Source organism: Spiroplasma endosymbiont of Zeiraphera isertana (assembly GCF_964030805.1).
Classification (GTDB): Bacteria; Bacillota_I; Bacilli_A; order Mycoplasmatales; family VBWQ01; genus Spiroplasma_E.
The window spans coordinates 659,574-682,592 of sequence record NZ_OZ034965.1 but is presented as its reverse complement, the minus strand read 5'-3'; the positions used below and the strand labels follow the sequence as shown (position 1 = coordinate 682,592).

The following is a 23,019-nucleotide window of genomic DNA, read 5'->3' as shown; positions in this document are numbered from 1 at the left end:
CCTTATTTTCTAGTAATACCAAGAATATTTAAAATTTCATCTTGTAAATCAAACATAACCTTTTCTTCTACACTATTTTGATGATCATATCCTAATGTATGAAGTAATCCATGAATAAAAAGAAATGATAATTCTCTAATTAAACTATGACCATATTCTTGTGCTTGCGCTACTGCCTTTGAATAACAAATATAAACATCGCCTAAATCTCTAATATCAATATTAATATTTGGAAAATCATCATCATTATTTCCAAATGATAAAACATCAGGAACATAATCTTTATGACGATACATTTTATTTAATTCAATACTAGTCTGTTCGTCATTAAAAATAACAGCAATACACCATGTAATTTTCTGTTTTAACTTAATAGCTACTGCATTTAAAATATTTTCTGATAAAATATTAAAATTTTTAATGTCATAGTTATGATCATTGTAAATATTTACAATATTAATTTTTGCTGGCATTTATCTACCTAACTTCTTTTTGATTAAATTATATCAATATTTACATTTATGTTGTAATATTATTTCAAATAAATGTTAACAAACTTTCTTTACCAATAATTATTAATACCATTTGATTTAAATATGTATTAGAATTAATGTTTTCTTCAATTAAAAGTTGATTATTATCATTTCATTTTGGAAAAAAAATTGTTAAGTAACATTTATTAATAGAGAAAAAAATAGTAATTTGATTAAAACTATTAAACTTTAAATATTCTTCTCTTTTAAAATCTAATAAATAAGCAAAGTGTCCCTTATTTTCATATCTTGTCTCACTTATAAAAATAGTTTGACCATTAACAGCATAAACATGAGGAATATTAATAATTTTTAAACCTAATAAGAGTCCTAAAAAAAGAAAAATTGAACTACTTCCTAATAAATAAGTACTTTTTCTAAAAAAAATCATTATTCATTACCATCTATACTTTTATAATTATTTAAATCAATTACATTTTTAAATAATTTTACTAGTGTTAAATCATGACCTGCATAAATAATAATTATTTTTTTATAATGATTCAATAATAAAGTTATTAACTTTATTTTTAAATCATTATTGATGTTACTCAAAATTTCATCTAATAAAATTACTTTTCAATCATAAAAAAATAAACTTAAGAAAATAATTATTTGTTTTTGACCTTGACTAAGATTAGCTCCATATTCTTTTAATTTTCAAAAAAAATCTTGATGAAATAAAAAAAATCATCAACCTGGCCTAAAATTTGATTTTATTTAATTTTGGGATTTATTTTTTTTACAAACTGAAATATAATGCTTCAGATTTTGGATAAGGTGATATTTTATAATGTTGGTATTTAAATTTTCATAAATTAGACTTGGTGCAAAACTAAGGTAATTCAAAATTATATATTCCTGCTATTAAATTAAATCTTAATGCAAATCTTCGTATTTTATTGCGATATTTTAAACTTAAAATTTTAAAACGTTTTAGTTTAGCAAATACGTGTTCAATTTTAATTCTAATTTTACTTAAAGTTTTATTGTATTCTTTTTGAATTGGTGTTAATTGATTGTATTTACTTTTTTTAAATGGCAAAAATGTATTTTTATGAATATTTTGTATACCTTGATAACCTGAATCAACAAAAACTTGTTTTTCTGGATGAATAAAAGTTTTAGATTTTAGAAGCAATTTAAAATCATGAATGCTTCCAAAACAAAAAGCAGTTGAAATCATTTTTCCATTGGAAATATCAATAATTATTTGGGATTTGAGAGAATGATGTTTCTTTTTACCTGAAAAAAGTAATTTTAGTTTTTTTTAATTCTTTCAATTGGAGTTTCAGTCGCATCAATAGCTAACAAATTATTATTAGTACCTTTATTTTTTGTTAAATCTTTTTTTCCAGGTAAATTAAAAATTCCGCTTTTTATTAAAATATTTTCAATTCAAAAAATATTACGAATGCAACTAGTATGACTAATATTATATCTTTTTGCAATAACTCTATAACTACTATAGTCTTTTCAATATTCTAAAGTCATTAATAAACGCTCTTCAATTACAATTTTATTTTTTCTACCACCATAATATTTTTGTTTAGACTCAGCAATTTTTAAAATTTCAAGCATTTTATAAAATGTTTGTGGCTTTATGCCGACTAAACTATAAAATTCTTGATCATCTTTATATTTTTTCAACATAATAACTATCACCTTTAATATTAATAATAATCGTTAAATTGTTAAAATTAAAGGTTTTGCACCAAGTCTATTGAGGTAATTTTGAATATTGGTAAATCCAATGCCATGATAATGAGTAATAAATTCTTTTAAACTTGATTGTATTTTACTGATATTACTTTAATTGTAAAATTAAAAAGGACACTTATATAAAAATTAAATTGTGTTAGTTCTATAATTAAGAAAAGAAAGGAATTAGCGCAATGTATAAGTATCTGAGTATTGAATCAATAATAGCAATAAAAGAATATAAAAATTATGGATTTTCGATTCGTAAAATAGCAAAAATTGTTGATTATAGTAAATCAACTGTACATAGAGTTTGTAGATTATTAAATAAAAACTTATTGCCATTAGAAATATTGAATCAATTTCAAAAAAATAAACAAAATGCAGGCAGAAAATTAATAATTTTAACTTTAACAGAAATTAATAGTATTAATCGTTTGTTAATTACTAAAAAGTATGCTCTTGATATAATTGCTAACTTTTTAAAGGAAAATAAAATAAAAAGTATTTCAACAAAAACTTTATATAACATGTTTAAAACAAATCGAATGGGTTTTGATGAAAATAACTTATTGAGAAAAGGCAAAAATAAATCTCACAAACAAAAAGAAACTGGGGGCAAAATTAATAATTGTAAGTCTATTCATGAAAGAAATTTAATCATTCCTAATATTAAAAATATACAAGAATTTGGTCATTTAGAAGGTGATACTATCATTGGCAAAGATCATAAAAGTTCTATTATTACTTTGGCTGATATATGATCAAAAACCACAATTCCTTTAGTAACTAAAAATCATAAATCAGAAAATATTACGAAAAGTATAATAAAATTTATTTCAAAGTTACAAAAAGGAACAGTTAAAACCATTACTTTTGATCGTGGTAAAGAATTTAGTAAATGAAGATTAATCGAAAAAATTTGTAATGTCAAAATTTATTTTGCAGATCCTGGTAAACCTTGCCAAAGGGGTTTAAATGAAAATAATAATGGTATTTTAAGAAGATATTTACCAAAATCTACAGATCTATCTTCATATAAACAAAAAGATTTAAATTTTATAGCATTTCAAATTAATTCTACACCCAGAAAATCGCTCTCTTATAAAAGACCAATAGATTTAATACAATTATTTTAAAAAACTGTCCCATTTATATTTACAACTCAGGTTACTTAAATTTTTATAATTTAATTCTTTATTTTCTTTTGATTTAAATTTCTTGAGAGTACATTTTGTTTGTTTAGCTACTGTATCATATAGTATTTGCATATCACAAACTATAATTGATTTTTCTTCGATAAGCTTAGATGTTAAATTTTCTTGTACTCATTTTTTTGTTAATCTTTTAGTATTTGTTGTTTGAGCATAAATATTTTTATTTTCATCAATTGCCATTTCAATACAACAGTTTAAATCTTTAGCATTTTCTTCAATTCATTTTTTTCTTGGATCATCTGGATTTTTGAAATTTCCTTTGTGAATTTCTTTGATAAAAGTTTCATCAATTTCAATTCTACCTTTTAATTTTGTGAATGGTTTTTGTGTTTTTGCTAATTGTGATGATTTCATAAATTTTTGACGATTAAATCATGCTGATGTTTTTGAAATTTTAGCAAATTGAGAAATAGTATAAGCAGATTGACCTAACAATGACAATCAAATTATTCAATCTCATTGTTCATGAGATAAATGACTTCAATGTAAAAAATGATTTCTTAAAGCATCAAAGCTACTTTTACAATCTTTGCATAAATATTTTTGCTTATTATTCTTAAAACCATTTTTTACACATCAATAAGATTTACAATTTGGACATTGAATTCCTTTTTCTTTAAATTTTTTATCAATTGCATCTAATTTTTCTTTTTTCTCAATTTGTTTAATTCTATTTTTAAAATGTCTAATAATTTTTATAAATTCTTCATCTTTTTTGTTTTTTAAAACATCAATTAATTCATTATTAGTCACAAAAAATCACCCCTGATATAAAAATATTACTTTTAATTTAAAATTAAAAGTAATATCAAGATTTTTTGTGAAAATTAAAATTTTATTGCGATATTTTAAACTTAAAATTTTAAAACGTTTTAGTTTAGCAAATACGTGTTCAATTTTAATTCTAATTTTACTTAAAGTTTTATTGTATTCTTTTTGAATTGGTGTTAATTGATTGTATTTACTTTTTTTAAATGGCAAAAATGTATTTTTGTGAATATTTTGTATACCTTGATAACCTGAATCAACAAAAACTTGTTTTTCTGGATGAATAAAAGTTTTAGATTTTAGAAGCAATTTAAAATCATGAATGCTTCCAAAACAAAAAGCAGTTGAAATAATTTTTCCATTGGAAATATCAATAATTATTTGGGATTTGAGAGAATGATGTTTCTTTTTACCTGAAAAAAGTAATTTTAGTTTTTTTTAATTCTTTCAATTGGAGTTTCAGTAGCATCAATAGCTAACAAATTATTATTAGTACCTTTATTTTTTGTTAAATCTTTTTTTCCAGGTAAATTAAAAATTCCGCTTTTTATTAAAATATTTTCAATTCAAAAAATATTACGAATGCAACTAGTATGACTAATATTATATCTTTTTGCAATAACTCTATAACTACTATAGTCTTTTCAATATTCTAAAGTCATTAATAAACGCTCTTCAATTACAATTTTATTTTTTCTACCACCACAATATTTTTGTTTAGACTCAGCAATTTTTAAAATTTCAAGCATTTTATAAAATGTTTGTGGCTTTATGCCGACTAAACTATAAAATTCTTGATCATCTTTATATTTTTTCAACATAATAACTATCACCTTTAATATTAATAATAATCGTTAAATTGTTAAAATTAAAGGTTTTGCACCAAGTCTAATGTAAAAAATGATTTCTTAAAGCATCAAAGCTACTTTTACAATCTTTGCATAAATATTTTTGCTTATTATTCTTAAAACCATTTTTTACACATCAATAAGATTTACAATTTGGACATTGAATTCCTTTTTCTTTAAATTTTTTATCAATTGCATCTAATTTTTCTTTTTTCTCAATTTGTTTAATTCTATTTTTAAAATGTCTAATAATTTTTATAAATTCTTCATCTTTTTTGTTTTTTAAAACATCAATTAATTCATTATTAGTCACAAAAAATCACCCCTGATATAAAAATATTACTTTTAATTTAAAATTAAAAGTAATATCAAGATTTTTTGTGAAAATTAAAATATTATTCTTAAAACCATTTTTTACACATCAATAAGATTTACAATTTGGACATTGAATTCCTTTTTCTTTAAATTTTTTATCAATTGCATCTAATTTTTCTTTTTTCTCAATTTGTTTAATTCTATTTTTAAAATGTCTAATAATTTTTATAAATTCTTCATCTTTTGTGTTTTTTAAAACATCAATTAATTCATTATTAGTCACAAAAAATCACCCCTGATATAAAAATATTACTTTTAATTTTAAATTAAAAGTAATATCAAGATTTTTTGTGAAAATTAAAATTTTTTTCTTGGATCATCTGGATTTTTGAAATTTCCTTTATGAATTTCTTTGATAAAAGTTTCATCAATTTCAATTCTACCTTTTAATTTTGTGAATGGTTTTTGTGTTTTTGCTAATTGTGATGATTTCATAAATTTTTGACGATTAAATCATGCTGATGTTTTTGAAATTTTAGCAAATTGAGAAATAGTATAAGCAGATTGACCTAACAATGACAATCAAATTATTCAATCTCATTGTTCATGAGATAAATGACTTCAATGTAAAAAATGATTTCTTAAAGCATCAAAGCTACTTTTACAATCTTTGCATAAATATTTTTGCTTATTATTCTTAAAACCATTTTTTACACATCAATAAGATTTGCAATTTGGACATTGAATTCCTTTTTCTTTAAATTTTTTATCAATTGCATCTAATTTTTCTTTTTTCTCAATTTGTTTAATTCTATTTTTAAAATGTCTAATAATTTTTATAAATTCTTCATCTTTTTTGTTTTTTAAAACATCAATTAATTCATTATTAGTCACAAAAAATCACCCCTGATATAAAAATATTACTTTTAATTTAAAATTAAAAGTAATATCAAGATTTTTTGTGAAAATTAAAACAATCATTAATAATTTTAAGTATTTCTTCATAAAGATTATTATCTATTATCGGCGTTGATTCATTAATGTTATTTTTAGTTATTACTTTAGGAATTTTTATTCTTTTTCTAGGTTTGGAAATAGGTATTGAAAAAGTCTCTGACATATTTTTATTTTGTTTTAGGGGTATTTTAAGTCCAGTAAAAGCTTTTTGTCTTTTTAACAAAATGTCTTTTCTATTCTTAAAAACATTATCAATATATGGCTTTAAGATAGCATTAAATGATTTAATATCTCTGTTAATACTTCCTGTATTATCTTTGATTATTTTCTCCATTTGATTATATTCATGATTAACACTTTCTATGTTATCATCTTGATATGAAATAATTTCAAATGATAAACAATTAGAATTCAATCTTACATTTTTATTAGAAAAAAGACCCGAAGCCATAGTAGACTTGGTGCAAAACCTTTAATTTTAACAATTTAACGATTATTATTAATATTAAAGGTGATAGTTATTATGTTGAAAAAATATAAAGATGATCAAGAATTTTATAGTTTAGTCGGCATAAAGCCACAAACATTTTATAAAATGCTTGAAATTTTAAAAATTGCTGAGTCTAAACAAAAATATTATGGTGGTAGAAAAAATAAAATTGTAATTGAAGAGCGTTTATTAATGACTTTAGAATATTGAAAAGACTATAGTAGTTATAGAGTTATTGCAAAAAGATATAATATTAGTCATACTAGTTGCATTCGTAATATTTTTTGAATTGAAAATATTTTAATAAAAAGCGGAATTTTTAATTTACCTAGAAAAAAAGATTTAACAAAAAATAAAGGTACTAATAATAATTTGTTAGCTATTAATGCTACTGAAACTCCAATTGAAAGAATTAAAAAAAACTAAAATTACTTTTTTCAGGTAAAAAGAAACATCATTCTCTCAAATCCCAAATAATTATTGATATTTCCAATGGAAAAATTATTTCAACTGCTTTTTGTTTTGGAATCATTCATGATTTTAAATTGCTTCTAAAATCTAAAACTTTTATTCATCCAGAAAAACAAGTTTTTGTTGATTCAGGTTATCAAGGTATACAAAATATTCATAAAAATACATTTTTGCCATTTAAAAAAAGTAAATACAATCAATTAACACCAATTCAAAAAGAATACAATAAAACTTTAAGTAAAATTAGAATTAAAATTGAACACGTATTTGCTAAACTAAAACGTTTTAAAATTTTAAGTTTAAAATATCGCAATAAAATACGAAGATTTGCATTAAGATTTAATTTAATAGCAGGAATATATAATTTTGAATTACCTTAGTTTTGCACCAAGTCTAATGTGTCTTTTTACAGCTCTCTAAATCAACATATTATTTTAATTTCAAGAAAAAAGAAAAAAATCAAAATAATATGTATGATGAAGCTGTTATTAGTGCTTTTAAAGAAAATAAAGAAATTTATGGCACAAGAAGATTAAAAGTCATATTAGAAAACCAAGAAATTTATTTATCAAGACGAAAAATTAAAGAAATTATGAATAAACATAATTTAATATCAAAATACACTAAATTAAGACACAAAAATCATCATAATAAAGTCAATGATAGTCAAATAACTAATCTTGTTAATAGAAACTTTAAGAATAGGATTAAAAATGAAGTTATTGTTAGTGATTTAACTTATGTTCAAGTAAATGGTAAGTGAAACTATATTTGTTTATTAATAGACCTATTTAACCGCGAAATTATTGGACATAGTGTAGGCACTAAAAAAGATGCATCATTAGTATATGAAGCATTTATGCAATCAAATCGCTGTTTAAAAGATATTCAAATATTTCATATCGATCGAGGTAATGAATTTAATAATAAAATTATTGATAAACTTTTACTAGCATTCAACATAAATCGATCTTTAAGCAAAAAAGTATGTCCTTATGACAATGCTGTTGCTGAAGCAACTTTTAAAACTTTCAAAACAGAATTTATTAATGATAAAAATTTTACATCATTAATCCAATTAAAATTAAAAGGCAATTGCGGATCAATATCACCTGGTTTTACAGATACGTCTTTCACTTCAAAATATTCTCCATAACATTGCGAAATTAATTCTGATAATTCATCCTTTGCTTTTTGTTCTCTTAAATGATGATATGAAATAAAAATTTTTAACATTATTCATTAACCTCTTTTTTAAAATTTTAAAAATATTTTTTATAAACTTTAATAAGTTTATACTTGATTATAAAATAATACTCACTAAAAGTAATATTTTTAACTTTTAAGTTTTATAAAATCTTATTATTAAAATAAAGTAAATATTATACAAATTTCAAGTAATTACTAGTATAATGATTTAAGAATAAAAAAGAATAATTAGTACAAATAAAACTTGTTATTTTAAAGGAGAATAATATACATGAATAAAAACTATAAAGATACATTATTAATGCCTCAAACTAACTTTGAAATGCGTGCTAATTTAACTATAAAAGAACCACAACTACAAAAATATTGACAAGACCAAAAAATATATCAACAACTAATTAACAAAAATAAAAAATCTACGAAAACTTTTATTCTTCATGATGGACCTCCATATGCTAATGGTGATCTACATTTAGGACATGCATTAAATAAAATTTTAAAAGATATTATTGTTCGCTATTATAATAGTAGCAATTATTATGCACCCTATATTGCAGGTTGAGATACGCATGGTTTACCTATTGAAACAGCAGTTACTAACTCGGGAATTAATCGTAAAAAAATAGCAGTATCAGATTTTAGAAAACAATGTCAAAAATATGCAGAACTGCAAGTTGCTAATCAAATTAATCAATTTAAAACATTAGGATTATTAACAGATTTTGAAGATCATTATGTTACTTATGATAAAAAATATGAATCTGAACAAATTAAAGTTTTTGCTAAAATGGTAGAAAAAAAACTAGTATATCGTAATTTATATCCTGTATATTGATCACCATCAAGCGAAAGTGCCTTAGCTGAAGCTGAAGTTGAATATTTAACAAAAACTAGTGCTGCTATTTATGTTGCCTTTTTACTAAATGATGAAAAAAAAATATTTAACTTACCTACCTCACTAATAATTTGAACAACAACACCATGAACCATTCCTAGCAATCAAATGTTAGCAGTAAATGAAGAATTTACATATAGTATTATTAAAACTAATGAACAACAATATATTATTGCACAACCATTGATTGATTCTTTTACTAAAGCAAACAACATCACCGATTTTATAATTGTTAAAACAATTTCTGGTAAAGATTTAATTGGATTAACAGCATTACATCCATTATATCAAAGAAAAACTCCAATCGTTCATGGTTCTCATGTTACTATAAATGATGGAACTGGAATTGTTCATACTGCTCCAGCGTTTGGTGAAGAAGATTTTGATTTAGGATTAAAACATAATATCAAAATTATTTGTCCAATTAATGATCAAGGTCAATTTACAGCAGAAATCAATGATGAACAATTAGTCAATAAATTTTATGATGATACTAATAAAATTATTGTTGAGCGCTTAAAAAATAATGGTACATTAATTGGTATGAAATGATTTAAACATCAATATCCACATGATTGACGAACTAAAAAACCCGTTATTTATCGTGCTACTTTACAATGATTTATCGCTATTGAAAAAATCAAACCATTACTTACTAAAAATATTAATAAAGTAAATTTTGTTCCTGAATGAGCAAAAAAAAGAATGTTATTAATGACAAATAATCGCTATGATTGATGCATTTCTCGTCAACGTGCTTGAGGATTACCAATTCCAATTTTTTACACCGAAAAAAAAGAACCAATCATGGATATAAACCTTATTAATCATGTTGCTGATTTATTTGCTAAACATGGTTCAAATATTTGATTCGAAAAAGAAGAAAAAGATTTATTACCACCTAAATATCAACATAAAGATAGTCCAAATGGTATTTTTTATAAAGAACCAGACATCATGGATGTTTGATATGATAGTGGCGTTTCCCACTTGGCAGTTATTAAAAATAATAATTTACCTTGACCAGCAGATTTATATTTGGAGGGTAATGATCAATTTCGTGGTTGATTTAATTCAAGTTTAACAACAGGAACTATTACTAATAATAGTAGTCCCTATAAAAACTTGCTGGCACATGGTTTTGTAACTGACGCTAAAGGCAATAAAATGTCAAAATCAATTGGTAATGTTATTAGTGTTAAATCAATTTGTGATACTAATGGTGCTGATATTTTACGATTATGAGTAGCCAGTGTTGATTTTACTGATGATACAAGAATTGGTACTGAAATTTTAAAACAAGTTAGTGAAAACTATCGTAAAATCAGAAATATTTTTCGTTTCTTACTAGGTAATTTATTTGATTTAGATATCAAAACTATTGAAAATAAAACAGAAGAAGAAATTATTAATACTTTATCAGAAGTTGATCAATATATTTTAAATAAATTAAACGGATTAGTGAATAAAATTAATGAAAATTATCAAACTTATCAATTTAATACTATCTATCATTTAATTTTAAATTTTATTACTAATGATTTGTCTGCTTTTTATTGTGATTTTACTAAAGATATTTTATATGTTAATAGCAAAAATGATATTAGAAGAAAACAAGTACAAATGACAATGTTTTTAATAGTAAAAACTTTAATTGGTTTATTAGCCCCTATTTTACCACACACTACTGAAGAAGCATTCCAAAGTTTAACTAAAAAAGATTTAAACACAAGCAGTGATTCTATTCATTTAAAAAAATTTCCACAACCATGAAATTTAAACAAACCAACAAAACTAATGGAAAAATGAGAATATTTTATTAACTTTAAAAATGAAGTTAATAAAGTTATTGAACAAGCTAAAAAAGACAAAATTGTTAAAACAGCCTTAGAAACAATAGTGACTATTATTTTTAAAGATAATCATAATATCTTATCAACAATTGATGAAAAAGAATTAGCACAATTATTAATTGTTAGTGAAGTTAATATTAATTATAATAATAGCAACGTTAATGACTGAACTATTAATGTTAAAACAAAAGAGGGTACTAAATGTCCTCGCTGTTGATTAATTGTTAATGAAACAAAAGAAGATGTTTGTAATCGTTGTTTTGAAGTGTTATCCTTAATCATGTAAATAACTAATATTAGTTTAGAAAGAAGTAATTATGGAATTTTCTTGATTAGCAATTAAAAATCATTTAAAAACACGTGATTGAAAATGATTAACTAAAATAATTTGTTTTTGTGCAATTATTATTCTAATTGTCACTGATCAAATGATAAAATTAGCAGTACAAAATGGAATAAAAGTTGGTGAAGAATATAAATTCATACCCGGATTTATTAATTTAAAATTTATTATTAATTATGGTTCTGCTTTTAGTTTTTTTCAAAATCAAAAAATCTTTCTAATAACTTTTGCTTTTCTTTTAGCAATTGCTAGTAGCACCTGACTATTATTTACTAAATCTATTAACAGAGCACTAGGTCTCAGTTTTGTTATTGCAGGAACAATCGGTAATTTAACCGATAGATTTTTACATAATGGTGGTGTTATTGACTTTTTATTATGACAACTATTCCCACCATATACTATTTTTAATACTGCGGATATATTTATTACCATTGGTATCACAATTATTATTCTACAAATAATTATTGGAACCATAATTAATGCCTATCAAGAAAAGTTTGGAGAACACAATAATGAAGTCAACAACGGAACATTCACAACAATCATCAATGATAGAAAATCAAAAGATGATAAAACTAACATATCATGAAAACAAAAATATCCGCATCGACAAATATTTAGCAATGATATTAACAGAACATCATTATTCACGAAATTTTATCCAAAATTTAATCACTAATGGGCAAGTAATAGTTAATAATAAAACTATTTCATCAGCTAACTTATTATTAAAAAATAATGATGAAATAAATATTATTATTAAAAATGAAAAAGAGAACACTTTAAAAGCAACTGCAATTGATTTTGAAATAATTTATGAGGATAATGAAATTCTTGTTATTAACAAACCTAATAATTTGGTTGTCCACCCAGGAGCAGGTAATTGAGATAATACTTTAGTTAACGGATTATTATTCCAATCTAAAATTGAAAATATTGATGAAAATAATTTACGTCCAGGCATTGTTCATCGTATTGACAAACAAACGACAGGGTTATTATTAGTAGCTAAAAATAAAATTAGTCATCATATTTTAGCAGAACAATTACAAAAACATGAAATTAAACGAATTTATATTGCATTAGTTCATGGTACAATTAAAGGTAGATCAGGAACCATTAAAGCGCCTATTGCTAGAAGCAATAATAATCGTCTAAAAATGATGGTCAATGAACAAAATAGTAAGAAAGCAACTACTCATTTTACAGTTATTGAGCGATTTAAAGACTATACTTTAGTTCAATGTCAATTAGAAACTGGTCGAACACACCAAATTCGTGTTCATTTTGAGTGAATTGAACATCCGATTGTAAATGACCCTTTATACAGCAAGTTTAAATTGGAAAATGCTAATATTGGACAATACTTACATGCTAAAGTCATTACTTTTACTCATCCCACAACTAAAAAAGTTATGACTTTTGAATGTAATTTACCTGATTTTTTTGAAAATAAATTACAATTATTACGAAAGGAAAGTGTTAAATAATGGATGATAATATTCTAGATATTTTAGGTTTACAATTAGTTGATTATTTTATTAGTCATCAAGATTATCGACCATTTAATGTTCCTAAAGAATTAAAACTACATGTTAAAGGTGAAGTATATCTAACTAATAAAGATAGTAATACTTATCATATCATTAAAATTATTAAAGAAAATAATTTTAATCCTCACCATTTAAAAAATAAAGATGAAGTTTATGAAATTTTACATAAACAATTAGCAGATGAAGGTGTTAAAGATATTCGTTATTTAATGGTTATTTTAAATGATGATAACCAAAACGAAAATCGAATGTCACCGGCGGTTGATGTTATTATTGCTACTAGTGACAAAATTGTTCAAGAATTATCTAAATTTATTAAGGTAGACTTACCCCAACTTGAAACTGAAACCGAAAATAATGAAGAGACTAATGAAGATAATGGTACTGGAACTTTAAGTGATAATTGAAAAAAAGTTAATTTTCAAAACCGTCGTTACTTAAGCGAAACATTAAAAAAATGTACTAATGCTAATTTGGCAGTTACCTGATTTCTTTTTATAATTCCTATTATTACACTTGTTGTTTTTCTAGTAATGATAAATCTTAGTCAAGATTATTGATTAGCATTAGATTATAAACAACAACATTTGCTTTTTGGTGCCAATTATCATAACTTAATATTTGGTGCTTATCAATATTGAAGGTGATTAATTTATCCATTTGCTGGTAATGATATAAATCCTTCAGCTCCTATTAATTTAATATTTTCACTTTGAATGTTTTATCGTGTTGGTAGATTTGTTGAAGGATTTTATGGATGATGAAAAGCAATTTTCATTTGAATTGGTGCAATGATTCTAACCGGTATTTTACAAAGTGTTGTTGATAATATTAATATCATGTCAGGATTTTGAGTTTTTCCTGTAATTTCATTAGGAGCAATGTTACCTTTCATTTGAAATTATAAATTATTTAAAACTCCAATTATGAGTCGTTTCTTTACAACTATTTTATTAATGTTAATATTTTGATTTATAACTGATCAACAAGTAGTGACATTATTATATTGAATGATTGCTTTTGTCACAGGATGATTATTTGCTTCTTTAATCGGATATCATAATCGTAAAATAACTGTGTATTATGCTTTTAGTCCAATTGCTATTGGTTCATTAGTATTATTTGCTGGTTTACTTTGGGGTTTAAATAATTATTATCCTGTTGATGATAATAATTATACTTTAGAAGTATTAAAACAATATCAAAAACTTGGTCTAATTAGTCAAAGTACTATTAATAGTATTATGCTTAATTACTTTCACATACAAGTATAAAAAAAAGTAGGAAAAATCCTACTTTTTTTTATAAATAAAATTCTATATTTTTTTTAATGCATCAAATAAATACTTTTCTTCCTCTTTTGTAAAAAGATTAGTATTAATAACTATCTGTCTACTATTAATATCAATAATTTTAAAATCTATAGCAATATATGAATAATTATTAAAATTAATTTTTAATATTTCTGATCATTCAATTATCATAAAATTATTCATCATTATTTCATAATATTCTTCTAAATGAGGATTAATTAAACGATAAGCATCCATATGAATTAAATTTCATTCATATTTAGTTTGATACTTATTTCAAATAATAAAAGTTGGTGAATTAATAATTTTTTTAACTCCAAGTAAATTACCAATTAATTTAGTAATTTGCGTTTTACCACTACCAAGCGGACCATTTAATAATAAAATTAAATTTGGTTTAGCAATTTTAGCAATTATTTTGGCAAGAGTATTAGTGTCATCTAAATTTTTTAATATATATACTTTTTTTTCATAATAACCTTCTTTGATAATTATTTTATACTTTACAAACTATTATACAAAATAATAACTTATTTTCTAAATTATTATTTTTCTTATTTAAAAGTTATTACTGCTCATATGTTTCTTTTTTAACTACTACTTTTTCTTTACTTCTTACAAAAAATCATTGATAAAAACCAAAACCAGAATTACCAAGAGCAACAATTCACATTAATAAAAGATTTACATCCAAACGATTATGAGCAACTCCCGAATACATAGCTATTTGAAAAATATTAACAATTATTCAAAAAATTCATTGTTCACGAAAACGTAATAACATTAGTATTTGCGCAACAATACTTAAAGAATTAGTTAATGAATCTAGAATATGTGGTAAAACTTGTTGAAAAGTATTACCATCAAAATCATATTTCCCTAAAATTACACGTGAAAATTCAGGAATTTCAAAATAAAAAAATACTGAACTATAGCCAATAAATTGAAAAGGCAAAAAGAAAAATAAATTCAACTGCATATCACCAACATAATCTCAAACTAAAGCAATACAACCATAAATACTAACAGCAAAAAAGCCTCAAAAAAAATTAGAAATTTTACCAAATGAAATTAAAATTATACAAATAACATTAGTAAAAGCAGCAATACCATTTAAGAATAATAATACTTGCTGTCAAGGATGATAAGCTTGACGATTTACAATAGTTCAAACCGAAGGATATAAATTAGGATTAATAAAATGATTCAAATCCTGAGTTGTAAATATAAATGGGACAGTTTTTTAAAATAATTGTATTAAATATATTGGTCTTTTATAAGAGAGCGATTTTCTGGGTGTAGAATTAATTGGAAATGCTATAAAATTTAAATCTTTTTGTTTATATGAAGATAGATCTGTAGATTTTGGTAAATATCTTCTTAAAATACCATTATTATTTTCATTGAAACCCCCTTGGCAAGGTTTACCAGGATCTGCAAAATAAATTTTGACATTACAAATTTTTTTGATTAATCTTCATTTACTAAATTCTTTACCACGATCAAAAGTAATGGTTTTAACTGTTCCTTTTTGTAACTTTGAAATAAATTTTATTATACTTTTCGTAATATTTTCTGATTTATGATTTTTAGTTACTAAAGGAATTGTGGTTTTTGATCATATATCAGCCAAAGTAATAATAGAACTTTTATGATCTTTGCCAATGATAGTATCACCTTCTAAATGACCAAATTCTTGTATATTTTTAATATTAGGAATGATTAAATTTCTTTCATGAATAGACTTACAATTATTAATTTTGCCCCTAGTTTCTTTTTGTTTGTGAGATTTATTTTTGCCTTTTCTCAATAAGTTATTTTCATCAAAACCCATTCGATTTGTTTTAAACATGTTATATAAAGTTTTTGTTGAAATACTTTTTATTTTATTTTCCTTTAAAAAGTTAGCAATTATATCAAGAGCATACTTTTTAGTAATTAACAAATGATTAATACTATTAATTTCTGTTAAAGTTAAAATTATTAATTTTCTGCCTGCGTTTTGTTTATTTTTTTGAAATTGATTCAATATTTCTAATGGCAATAAGTTTTTATTTAATAATCTACAAACTCTATGTACGGTTGATTTACTATAATCAACAATTTTTGCTATTTTACGAATCGAAAATCCATAATTTTTATATTCTTTTATTGCTATTATTGATTCAATACTCAGATACTTATACATTGCGCTAATTCCTTTCTTTTCTTAATTATAGAACTAACACAATTTAATTTTTATATAAGTGTCCTTTTTAATTTTACAATTAAAGTTAATAAAAATCAATATTGATTGTATTTATATACAAAAGGTAAAACTGCAACTCCTTCATTATTACATCATGGTTCACTAACACCTGTCATAAAGCCATTAGTAATTAACTTTAAAAATTTGCCCATAATAAACCCCTTTTACTATAATTAATATTATAACATTAACTTAAAATTCAATTTGAAATTTTATACTAACTAAAAATAAAATTTATCCCAAATATTAATGAAAAAAATCATAAATAATTCCCTACTAAGATAATAGTTAATATATAATTTATTTATTATATAAAAATAAATAGGAGGAACAATAATGATTTACACAATTAATAATTTATTTATTAATAGTAACGATAAAACTCAAAAAATACCAACACAAGTAACTGTTAACGGTTGGGTTCGTTCTAATCGAAATAGTAAAAAAGTTGGTTTTTTAGATTTAAACGATGGTTCTTCAATTAATAACTTACAAGTAGTATATGATCCAAATTTAGAAAATACTAACAATTTAACTAATGTTACTACTGGTAGTGCTGTTACTATTACTGGTAATTTAATTTTAACACCAAATGCGAAACAACCATTTGAACTAAAAGTAATTACTGCTACTGTCTACAACATATGCGCTAATGATTATCCAATCCAAAAAAAAGAACATACAAATGAATTTCTTCGTGAACATGCACACTTACGTGTTCGTACTAATACTTTCTTGTCATTATTTAGAATTCGTGATCAAGTATCATGATCTATTCATAATTTTTTTCATAATAATCAATTTATTTACCTACATAGTCCTATTATTACAGCTAATGATGCTGAAGGTGCTGGTGAAAATTTTATTGTTACTACTATAACTAATGATAAATATGAAAAGGATTTTTTTGGGAAAAAAGCCTCATTAACTGTTAGTGGTCAGTTAAATGCTGAAGCCTACGCTCAATCTTTACAAAAAGTTTATACATTTGGACCAACATTTCGTGCTGAAAAATCTAATACTACACGTCATGCAGCAGAATTTTGAATGGTAGAACCAGAATTTACCTTTAGTAATCTACAAGATAATATTATACTAGCCCAAAAACTAATAAAAACTGTTATTAGAGATGTTCTAAATAATTGTAATTCTGAATTAAAATTTTTAGAACAAAAACAAGAAACTAAAAATGAACAATCACTAATTGAAAAATTAGAAAAAAATGCCGATTTTAAATCTGATTTTAAAGTTATTACTTATACAGAAGTAATTGAATTACTTTTAAATGCACAAAAAAAAGGAAAAAAATTTGAATTTAATGAAATTAAATGAGGAATTGATTTACAATCAGAACATGAAAGATATTTATGTGAAGAAATAACTAAACAGCCAACTTTTGTTATTAACTATCCACAAACTATCAAAGCTTTTTACATGAAACTTAATCCAATTGATAGTAATTATCCACAACAAAAAACAGTGGCAGCTATGGATTTATTAGTGCCAGGGATTGGTGAATTAATTGGTGGTTCTGTTCGTGAAGATAATTATGAACAATTACTAAAAAATAAAACCCAATTCAAAATTGAGGGTAATGATCTACAATGATATTTTGATTTAAGAAAATATGGATATGCACCAAGTGCTGGTTTTGGTTTAGGTCTAGAAAGATTTTTAATGTTTATTACTGGTATTAATAATATTAGAGATGTTATTCCTTTTCCTCGTACACCAAATAACTTATTATTCTAAAATAATAATATTTTAATAATATCTTTTTAAATTAAACTTATAATGTTATTTAAAACTCCTATTACTACATTAAAATCCAACATAATATATAATTAATTTAGTATTCAATAATTATTAATAAGTTAAAAAAAGAAAGGATATTTATATGCCAAAGTCATATGAAATTATAAAAACAATATTAAAAAATAATACTTTTAAATTAAAAAGTAAACGTTTAAATTTAGAAATAATGATTGATTATAATCAAAAAGATCTAATTAATGTTCAACACTCAATTTACAATAGTTCAAAAGCAACCATTTTTTCTAAAGAATTACAAGAATTTTTAAAAAATGCTTACCATAATGCAGTTGCATCTAAAAAAATAGATATCCCATGAGTAATAACAGCAACTTTTAATTTACTAAATTCATCATATATAACTGAAATTAATGACTTAAAAAATAAAATTATTAAAGAAGGTATAACTATTAAAAATGATGAAACATACTTTGAAACTAAACTTTCTTTAAAAGAAATATGTTTTAATTTTCAAAAAAACTCTTGATATTACTTTTAATTTAAAATTAAAAGTAATATTTTTATATCAGGGGTTATTTTTTGTGACTAATAATGAATTAATTGATGTTTTAAAAAACAAAAAAGATGAAGAATTTATAAAAATTATTAGACATTTTAAAAATAGAATTAAACAAATTGAGAAAAAAGAAAAATTAGATGCAATTGATAAAAAATTTAAAGAAAAAGGAATTCAATGTCCAAATTGTAAATCTTATTGATGTGTAAAAAATGGTTTTAAGAATAATAAGCAAAAATATTTATGCAAAGATTGTAAAAGTAGCTTTGATGCTTTAAGAAATCATTTTTTACATTGAAGTCATTTATCTCATGAACAATGAGATTGAATAATTTGATTGTCATTGTTAGGTCAATCTGCTTATACTATTTCTCAATTTGCTAAAATTTCAAAAACATCAGCATGATTTAATCGTCAAAAATTTATGAAATCATCACAATTAGCAAAAAAACAAAAACCATTCACAAAATTAAAAGGTAGAATTGAAATTGATGAAACTTTTATCAAAGAAATTCATAAAGGAAATTTCAAAAATACAGATGATCCAAGAAAAAAATGAATTGAAGAAAATGCTAAAGATTTAAACTGTTGTATTGAAATGGCAATTGATGAAAATAAAAATATTTATGCTCAAACAACAAATACTAAAAGATTAACAAAAAAATGAGTACAAGAAAATTTAACATCTAAGCTTATCGAAGAAAAATCAATTATAGTTTGTGATATGCAAATACTATATGATACAGTAGCTAAACAAACAAAATGTACTCTCAAGAAATTTAAATCAAAAGAAAATAAAGAATTAAATTATAAAAATTTAAGTAATATCAGTAAAATACAATCAAGTTTAAAAGAATTTATTACTCATTATCATGGCATTGGATTTACCAATATTCAAAATTACCTCAATTTATGAAAATTTAAATACCAACATTATAAAATATCACCTTATGCAAAATCTGAAGCATTATATTTCAGTTTGTAAAAAAAATAAATCCCAAAATTAAATAAAATAAAATTTTAGGCCAGGTTGATGATTTTTTTTATTTCATCAAGAGTTTTTTTGAAAATTAAAAGAAATATGTGAAAACTTTAATATTGAAAATTCTAACATAAAAGAATTACTAAATGATTGTTTAAAAATCCCAGATAATAATTTTGAAAAAATCAAACAACAAATTAATTTAGATACTAAAGAAAACAAAACTTATAATTATCATTCTGTTCAATTATAAATTAATAAATAATTAAAAATGACCACTAATAAATAGTGGTCATTTTTAATTAAATTATTTATAATTGATTTTTTACTTCTATAATTTTTACCCTATATGTTTCTTTAATACCTTTAATATCAACAATATCACCAACAACACAATTCATAATTGATACTGCTAATGGGCACTCATTTGAAATTAATCCTTCAAATGGATTACTTTCAATACTTCCAACAATTTTAAATTTTTCTTCTGAATCAGAAACAATTTTACCATCTTTAATTTTTACAATTGTTACTCAACTACCAACACGAACTGCTTTGATATTACTATTTTTACGTTGTTTTTGTTCTTCAAGAATAACAGCACTAGTAATAATCGTTTCAAGTTCTTGAATGCGTGCTTCATTTTTACCTTGCTCTTCACGCGCACTAGTATAATCAGCATTTTCTGATAAATCACCATCAGCCCTAGCTGCTTTTAATCGTTCTTTTATCGATTCACGTTCAACATTAATTCGTTTATATAATTCAGTTTTTAACTTTTCTAAACCTTGTTCTGAAATTATTATTTCTTTATTTTTGTTAATTTCGCTCATTAAATGCCTCCATTTATATAATTTAATATTTTAAGAACGTAAATAATTATATCATAAGGATAAATGGTTTTAAAAAAAGTATTCAAAAAAATACTTTTTTTAAAACCATTTACTTTATTAATTTTTCTTCTTTTAATAAAGAAATAATTTCTGTTTTAACTTCTTCAAGTTTTTTATCTTCTTCTTTCTCATCCATTTTTGTAATAATAAAAGCAATTTTACTAAAATTTTTTGCTTGTAAACCTAGAAAATTAAGAACTGACTTAGCTTTAACTTTAGTTTCATTACCAGTAAGTTTTACTGGCTTCGTAATATCTGCATTATCAGGTAATTTAATGACTTCTACCTTAATATTTTTATACTTACTAATAGCAGCAGCAATTTTGGCTATTGGTCGTGCATGTAAACCAATCTTTTTTTCATCATCAATTTGCACAGCATAAATAATACAATTCATTTTTTTCCTCCAAGATTTCTTAAAAATTTGTATAATATAGTTTATTTATAACATATTTTTTATTTTTTTAAAAAAAATATATAATTTAAATTTTTCTTATTAAAATAATGTCCTAGTAAATATTCAATTTTTTACAAATAAATTTTAATTTTTTTTAAAATAAATAAATAAATATGGTATTATTTATTAGTTAAAACATTAATAAGGAGAAAATAACTATGGCAAGAAAATGTGCTTTAAGTGGTATTGGTCCACTAGCTGGTAACAACCGTTCGCATGCGATGAACTCTTCTAGAAGAAAATGAAATCCAAACTTACAACCAGTAAAAATTGGTGGAAAAACTTTAATGATTAGTGCTCGTACTTTAAAAACTTTAAAGAAAAATAATGCTTTAGATAATAAAAAATAAAGTTATTTTATCTTTTGAATTATATAAATAAAGAATACTAATAAAAGAAATACTTTTCTTTTATTTTTTTATATTAAATTAAAAATATTTAATAAAATGGTATTAAGTTAACTTAATACCAATTTTTAATTACTTTAATTGTAAAATTAAAAAGGACACTTATATAAAAATTAAATTGTGTTAGTTCTATAATTAAGAAAAGAAAGGAATTAGCGCAATGTATAAGTATCTGAGTATTGAATCAATAATAGCAATAAAAGAATATAAAAATTATGGATTTTCGATTCGTAAAATAGCAAAAATTGTTGATTATAGTAAATCAACTGTACATAGAGTTTGTAGATTATTAAATAAAAACTTATTGCCATTAGAAATATTGAATCAATTTCAAAAAAATAAACAAAATGCAGGCAGAAAATTAATAATTTTAACTTTAACAGAAATTAATAGTATTAATCATTTGTTAATTACTAAAAAGTATGCTCTTGATATAATTGCTAACTTTTTAAAGGAAAATAAAATAAAAAGTATTTCAACAAAAACTTTATATAACATGTTTAAAACAAATCGAATGGGTTTTGATGAAAATAACTTATTGAGAAAAGGCAAAAATAAATCTCACAAACAAAAAGAAACTAGGGGCAAAATTAATAATTGTAAGTCTATTCATGCAAGAAATTTAATCATTCCTAATATTAAAAATATACAAGAATTTGGTCATTTAGAAGGTGATACTATCATTGGCAAAGATCATAAAAGTTCTATTATTACTTTGGCTGATATATGATCAAAAACCACAATTCCTTTAGTAACTAAAAATCATAAATCAGAAAATATTACGAAAAGTATAATAAAATTTATTTCAAAGTTACAAAAAGGAACAGTTAAAATCATTACTTTTGATCGTGGTAAAGAATTTAGTAAATGAAGATTAATCGAAAAAATTTGTAATGTCAAAATTTATTTTGCAGATCCTGGTAAACCTTGCCAAAGGGGTTTAAATTAAAATAATAATGGTATTTTAAGAAGCTATTTACCAAAATCTACAGATCTATCTTCATATAAACAAAAATATTTAAATTTTATAGCATTTCAAATTAATTCTACACCCAGAAAATCGCTCTCTTATAAAAGACCAATAGATTTAATACAATTATTTTAAAAAACTGTCCAATTTATATTTACAACTCAGGTTACTAAAAAATATTAATAATATAGTCTAGAACCTACATTTTTTATAAAAATGAAATAATTTTTCTAGTTTTTATCAATTATATTGTTATAATACGTG

General features: G+C 22.9%; 26 protein-coding genes and 2 pseudogenes. 13 read left to right on the top strand and 15 right to left on the bottom strand.

The genetic code is table 4. The features are described 5' to 3' along the window. Positions 1-2: 2 nt before the first annotated feature. The 4 genes from ybeY to AAHM78_RS04675 all read right to left on the bottom strand — a co-directional run bounded on the left by ybeY (position 3) and on the right by AAHM78_RS04675 (position 2,186). Positions 3-473 (bottom strand): rRNA maturation RNase YbeY, encoded by a 471-nt coding sequence (ybeY, locus tag AAHM78_RS04690; RefSeq protein WP_174480613.1) that lies wholly within the window; start codon positions 471-473, stop codon positions 3-5. 46 nt (positions 474-519) lie between these two features. After that, complete coding sequence (locus AAHM78_RS04685) at positions 520-924, bottom strand: hypothetical protein (protein ID WP_342254532.1); 405 nt, start codon at positions 922-924, stop codon at positions 520-522. A gap of 444 nt (positions 925-1,368) precedes the next feature. Continuing rightward, positions 1,369-1,734: a transposase family protein gene (locus AAHM78_RS04680; RefSeq protein WP_342255034.1), complete on the bottom strand. Its 366-nt coding sequence runs from the start codon at positions 1,732-1,734 to the stop codon at positions 1,369-1,371. A 59-nt stretch (positions 1,735-1,793) separates the two neighbouring features. After that, complete coding sequence (locus tag AAHM78_RS04675; RefSeq protein WP_342252835.1) at positions 1,794-2,186, bottom strand: transposase family protein; 393 nt, start codon at positions 2,184-2,186, stop codon at positions 1,794-1,796. Between the two features lie 242 nt (positions 2,187-2,428). On the opposite strand from AAHM78_RS04675, the gene AAHM78_RS04670 reads away from it, so the two are divergent. After that, positions 2,429-3,373, top strand: coding sequence for an IS30 family transposase (locus AAHM78_RS04670; protein WP_342254531.1), 945 nt, complete (start codon positions 2,429-2,431; stop codon positions 3,371-3,373). Here the strand turns inward: AAHM78_RS04670 and AAHM78_RS04665 are convergent. The 5 genes from AAHM78_RS04665 to AAHM78_RS04645 form a co-directional block, all read right to left on the bottom strand. Next, positions 3,365-4,588, bottom strand: coding sequence for a transposase family protein (locus AAHM78_RS04665; protein ID WP_342255033.1), 1,224 nt, complete (start codon positions 4,586-4,588; stop codon positions 3,365-3,367). The two genes, AAHM78_RS04670 and AAHM78_RS04665, sit on opposite strands and share 9 nt — an antisense overlap. A 59-nt stretch (positions 4,589-4,647) precedes the next feature. Continuing rightward, entirely contained in the window at positions 4,648-5,040 is a 393-nt protein-coding gene (locus tag AAHM78_RS04660) for a transposase family protein (RefSeq protein WP_342252838.1), read from the bottom strand. 67 nt (positions 5,041-5,107) lie between these two features. Then, the gene (locus AAHM78_RS04655; RefSeq protein ID WP_342254530.1) at positions 5,108-5,665 is read right to left on the bottom strand and encodes an IS1/IS1595 family N-terminal zinc-binding domain-containing protein; all 558 of its coding nucleotides are present in this window, start codon (positions 5,663-5,665) and stop codon (positions 5,108-5,110) included. A 74-nt stretch (positions 5,666-5,739) separates the two neighbouring features. Continuing rightward, positions 5,740-6,276 carry an IS1/IS1595 family N-terminal zinc-binding domain-containing protein gene (locus tag AAHM78_RS04650; protein ID WP_342254529.1) on the bottom strand — a complete coding sequence of 179 codons (537 nt, stop codon included), beginning with the start codon at positions 6,274-6,276 and terminating at the stop codon, positions 5,740-5,742. Between the two features lie 43 nt (positions 6,277-6,319). Beyond that, positions 6,320-6,790 (bottom strand): hypothetical protein, encoded by a 471-nt coding sequence (locus AAHM78_RS04645; protein ID WP_342254528.1) that lies wholly within the window; start codon positions 6,788-6,790, stop codon positions 6,320-6,322. A 72-nt stretch (positions 6,791-6,862) separates the two neighbouring features. Between AAHM78_RS04645 and AAHM78_RS04640 the strand changes: the two genes are divergently transcribed. From AAHM78_RS04640 to AAHM78_RS04610, 7 genes and pseudogenes are all read left to right on the top strand, one after another. After that, positions 6,863-7,255 (top strand): transposase family protein, encoded by a 393-nt coding sequence (locus AAHM78_RS04640; RefSeq protein WP_342254527.1) that lies wholly within the window; start codon positions 6,863-6,865, stop codon positions 7,253-7,255. Between the two features lie 50 nt (positions 7,256-7,305). Beyond that, a complete protein-coding gene (locus AAHM78_RS04635) occupies positions 7,306-7,680 on the top strand; it encodes a transposase family protein (protein ID WP_342255032.1) in 375 nt (124 codons plus the stop codon). 26 nt (positions 7,681-7,706) lie between these two features. Then, positions 7,707-8,384 (top strand): annotated as a pseudogene (locus tag AAHM78_RS04630) (IS3 family transposase); the annotation flags it as partial. A 396-nt stretch (positions 8,385-8,780) separates the two neighbouring features. Then, a complete protein-coding gene (gene ileS, locus AAHM78_RS04625) occupies positions 8,781-11,543 on the top strand; it encodes an isoleucine--tRNA ligase (protein WP_342254526.1) in 2,763 nt (920 codons plus the stop codon). A 31-nt stretch (positions 11,544-11,574) separates the two neighbouring features. Beyond that, positions 11,575-12,282, top strand: a complete 708-nt coding sequence (lspA, locus tag AAHM78_RS04620) for a signal peptidase II (protein WP_342254525.1) — start codon at positions 11,575-11,577, stop codon at positions 12,280-12,282. Then, positions 12,227-13,093 (top strand): RluA family pseudouridine synthase, encoded by an 867-nt coding sequence (locus AAHM78_RS04615; protein ID WP_256468411.1) that lies wholly within the window; start codon positions 12,227-12,229, stop codon positions 13,091-13,093. The genes lspA and AAHM78_RS04615 overlap by 56 nt, the downstream gene beginning before the upstream one ends. Then, entirely contained in the window at positions 13,093-14,430 is a 1,338-nt protein-coding gene (locus AAHM78_RS04610) for a hypothetical protein (protein ID WP_342254524.1), read from the top strand. Before AAHM78_RS04615 ends, AAHM78_RS04610 begins: the two co-directional genes overlap by 1 nt. A 42-nt stretch (positions 14,431-14,472) precedes the next feature. Here the strand turns inward: AAHM78_RS04610 and tsaE are convergent, their stop codons facing one another. The 4 genes from tsaE to AAHM78_RS04590 all read right to left on the bottom strand — a co-directional run bounded on the left by tsaE (position 14,473) and on the right by AAHM78_RS04590 (position 16,869). Further along, positions 14,473-14,913: a tRNA (adenosine(37)-N6)-threonylcarbamoyltransferase complex ATPase subunit type 1 TsaE gene (tsaE, locus tag AAHM78_RS04605; protein ID WP_342255030.1), complete on the bottom strand. Its 441-nt coding sequence runs from the start codon at positions 14,911-14,913 to the stop codon at positions 14,473-14,475. Positions 14,914-15,037: 124 nt separating this feature from the next. Next, positions 15,038-15,679 carry a nicotinamide riboside transporter PnuC gene (gene pnuC / locus AAHM78_RS04600; RefSeq protein WP_342254523.1) on the bottom strand — a complete coding sequence of 214 codons (642 nt, stop codon included), beginning with the start codon at positions 15,677-15,679 and terminating at the stop codon, positions 15,038-15,040. A 33-nt stretch (positions 15,680-15,712) separates the two neighbouring features. After that, on the bottom strand, positions 15,713-16,657 hold the full coding sequence (locus tag AAHM78_RS04595; protein WP_342254522.1) for an IS30 family transposase: 945 nt from the start codon (positions 16,655-16,657) through the stop codon (positions 15,713-15,715). A gap of 50 nt (positions 16,658-16,707) precedes the next feature. After that, positions 16,708-16,869 (bottom strand): hypothetical protein, encoded by a 162-nt coding sequence (locus AAHM78_RS04590; protein WP_342254521.1) that lies wholly within the window; start codon positions 16,867-16,869, stop codon positions 16,708-16,710. 181 nt (positions 16,870-17,050) lie between these two features. Here AAHM78_RS04590 and asnS point away from each other — a divergent pair, with 181 nt between their 5' ends. From asnS to AAHM78_RS04575, 3 genes are all read left to right on the top strand, one after another. After that, on the top strand, positions 17,051-18,469 hold the full coding sequence (gene asnS, locus AAHM78_RS04585) for an asparagine--tRNA ligase (protein WP_425289788.1): 1,419 nt from the start codon (positions 17,051-17,053) through the stop codon (positions 18,467-18,469). Between the two features lie 145 nt (positions 18,470-18,614). Then, the gene (locus AAHM78_RS04580) at positions 18,615-19,028 is read left to right on the top strand and encodes a hypothetical protein (RefSeq protein WP_342254519.1); all 414 of its coding nucleotides are present in this window, start codon (positions 18,615-18,617) and stop codon (positions 19,026-19,028) included. A 43-nt stretch (positions 19,029-19,071) separates the two neighbouring features. Continuing rightward, on the top strand, positions 19,072-20,031 hold the full coding sequence (locus tag AAHM78_RS04575) for an IS1595 family transposase (protein WP_342253234.1): 960 nt from the start codon (positions 19,072-19,074) through the stop codon (positions 20,029-20,031). Positions 20,032-20,339: 308 nt separating this feature from the next. Here AAHM78_RS04575 and greA read toward each other — a convergent pair whose 3' ends face one another. Next, positions 20,340-20,861: a transcription elongation factor GreA gene (gene greA / locus AAHM78_RS04570; protein ID WP_252320669.1), complete on the bottom strand. Its 522-nt coding sequence runs from the start codon at positions 20,859-20,861 to the stop codon at positions 20,340-20,342. 109 nt (positions 20,862-20,970) lie between these two features. After that, positions 20,971-21,318, bottom strand: coding sequence for an HPr family phosphocarrier protein (locus AAHM78_RS04565; protein ID WP_342254518.1), 348 nt, complete (start codon positions 21,316-21,318; stop codon positions 20,971-20,973). Positions 21,319-21,536: 218 nt separating this feature from the next. Here AAHM78_RS04565 and rpmB point away from each other — a divergent pair, with 218 nt between their 5' ends. Both rpmB and AAHM78_RS04555 read left to right on the top strand, forming a co-directional pair. Next, the gene (gene rpmB / locus AAHM78_RS04560) at positions 21,537-21,728 is read left to right on the top strand and encodes a 50S ribosomal protein L28 (RefSeq protein ID WP_252320665.1); all 192 of its coding nucleotides are present in this window, start codon (positions 21,537-21,539) and stop codon (positions 21,726-21,728) included. A gap of 217 nt (positions 21,729-21,945) precedes the next feature. After that, positions 21,946-22,890, top strand: a pseudogene (locus AAHM78_RS04555) (IS30 family transposase). Positions 22,891-23,019 lie beyond the last annotated feature (129 nt).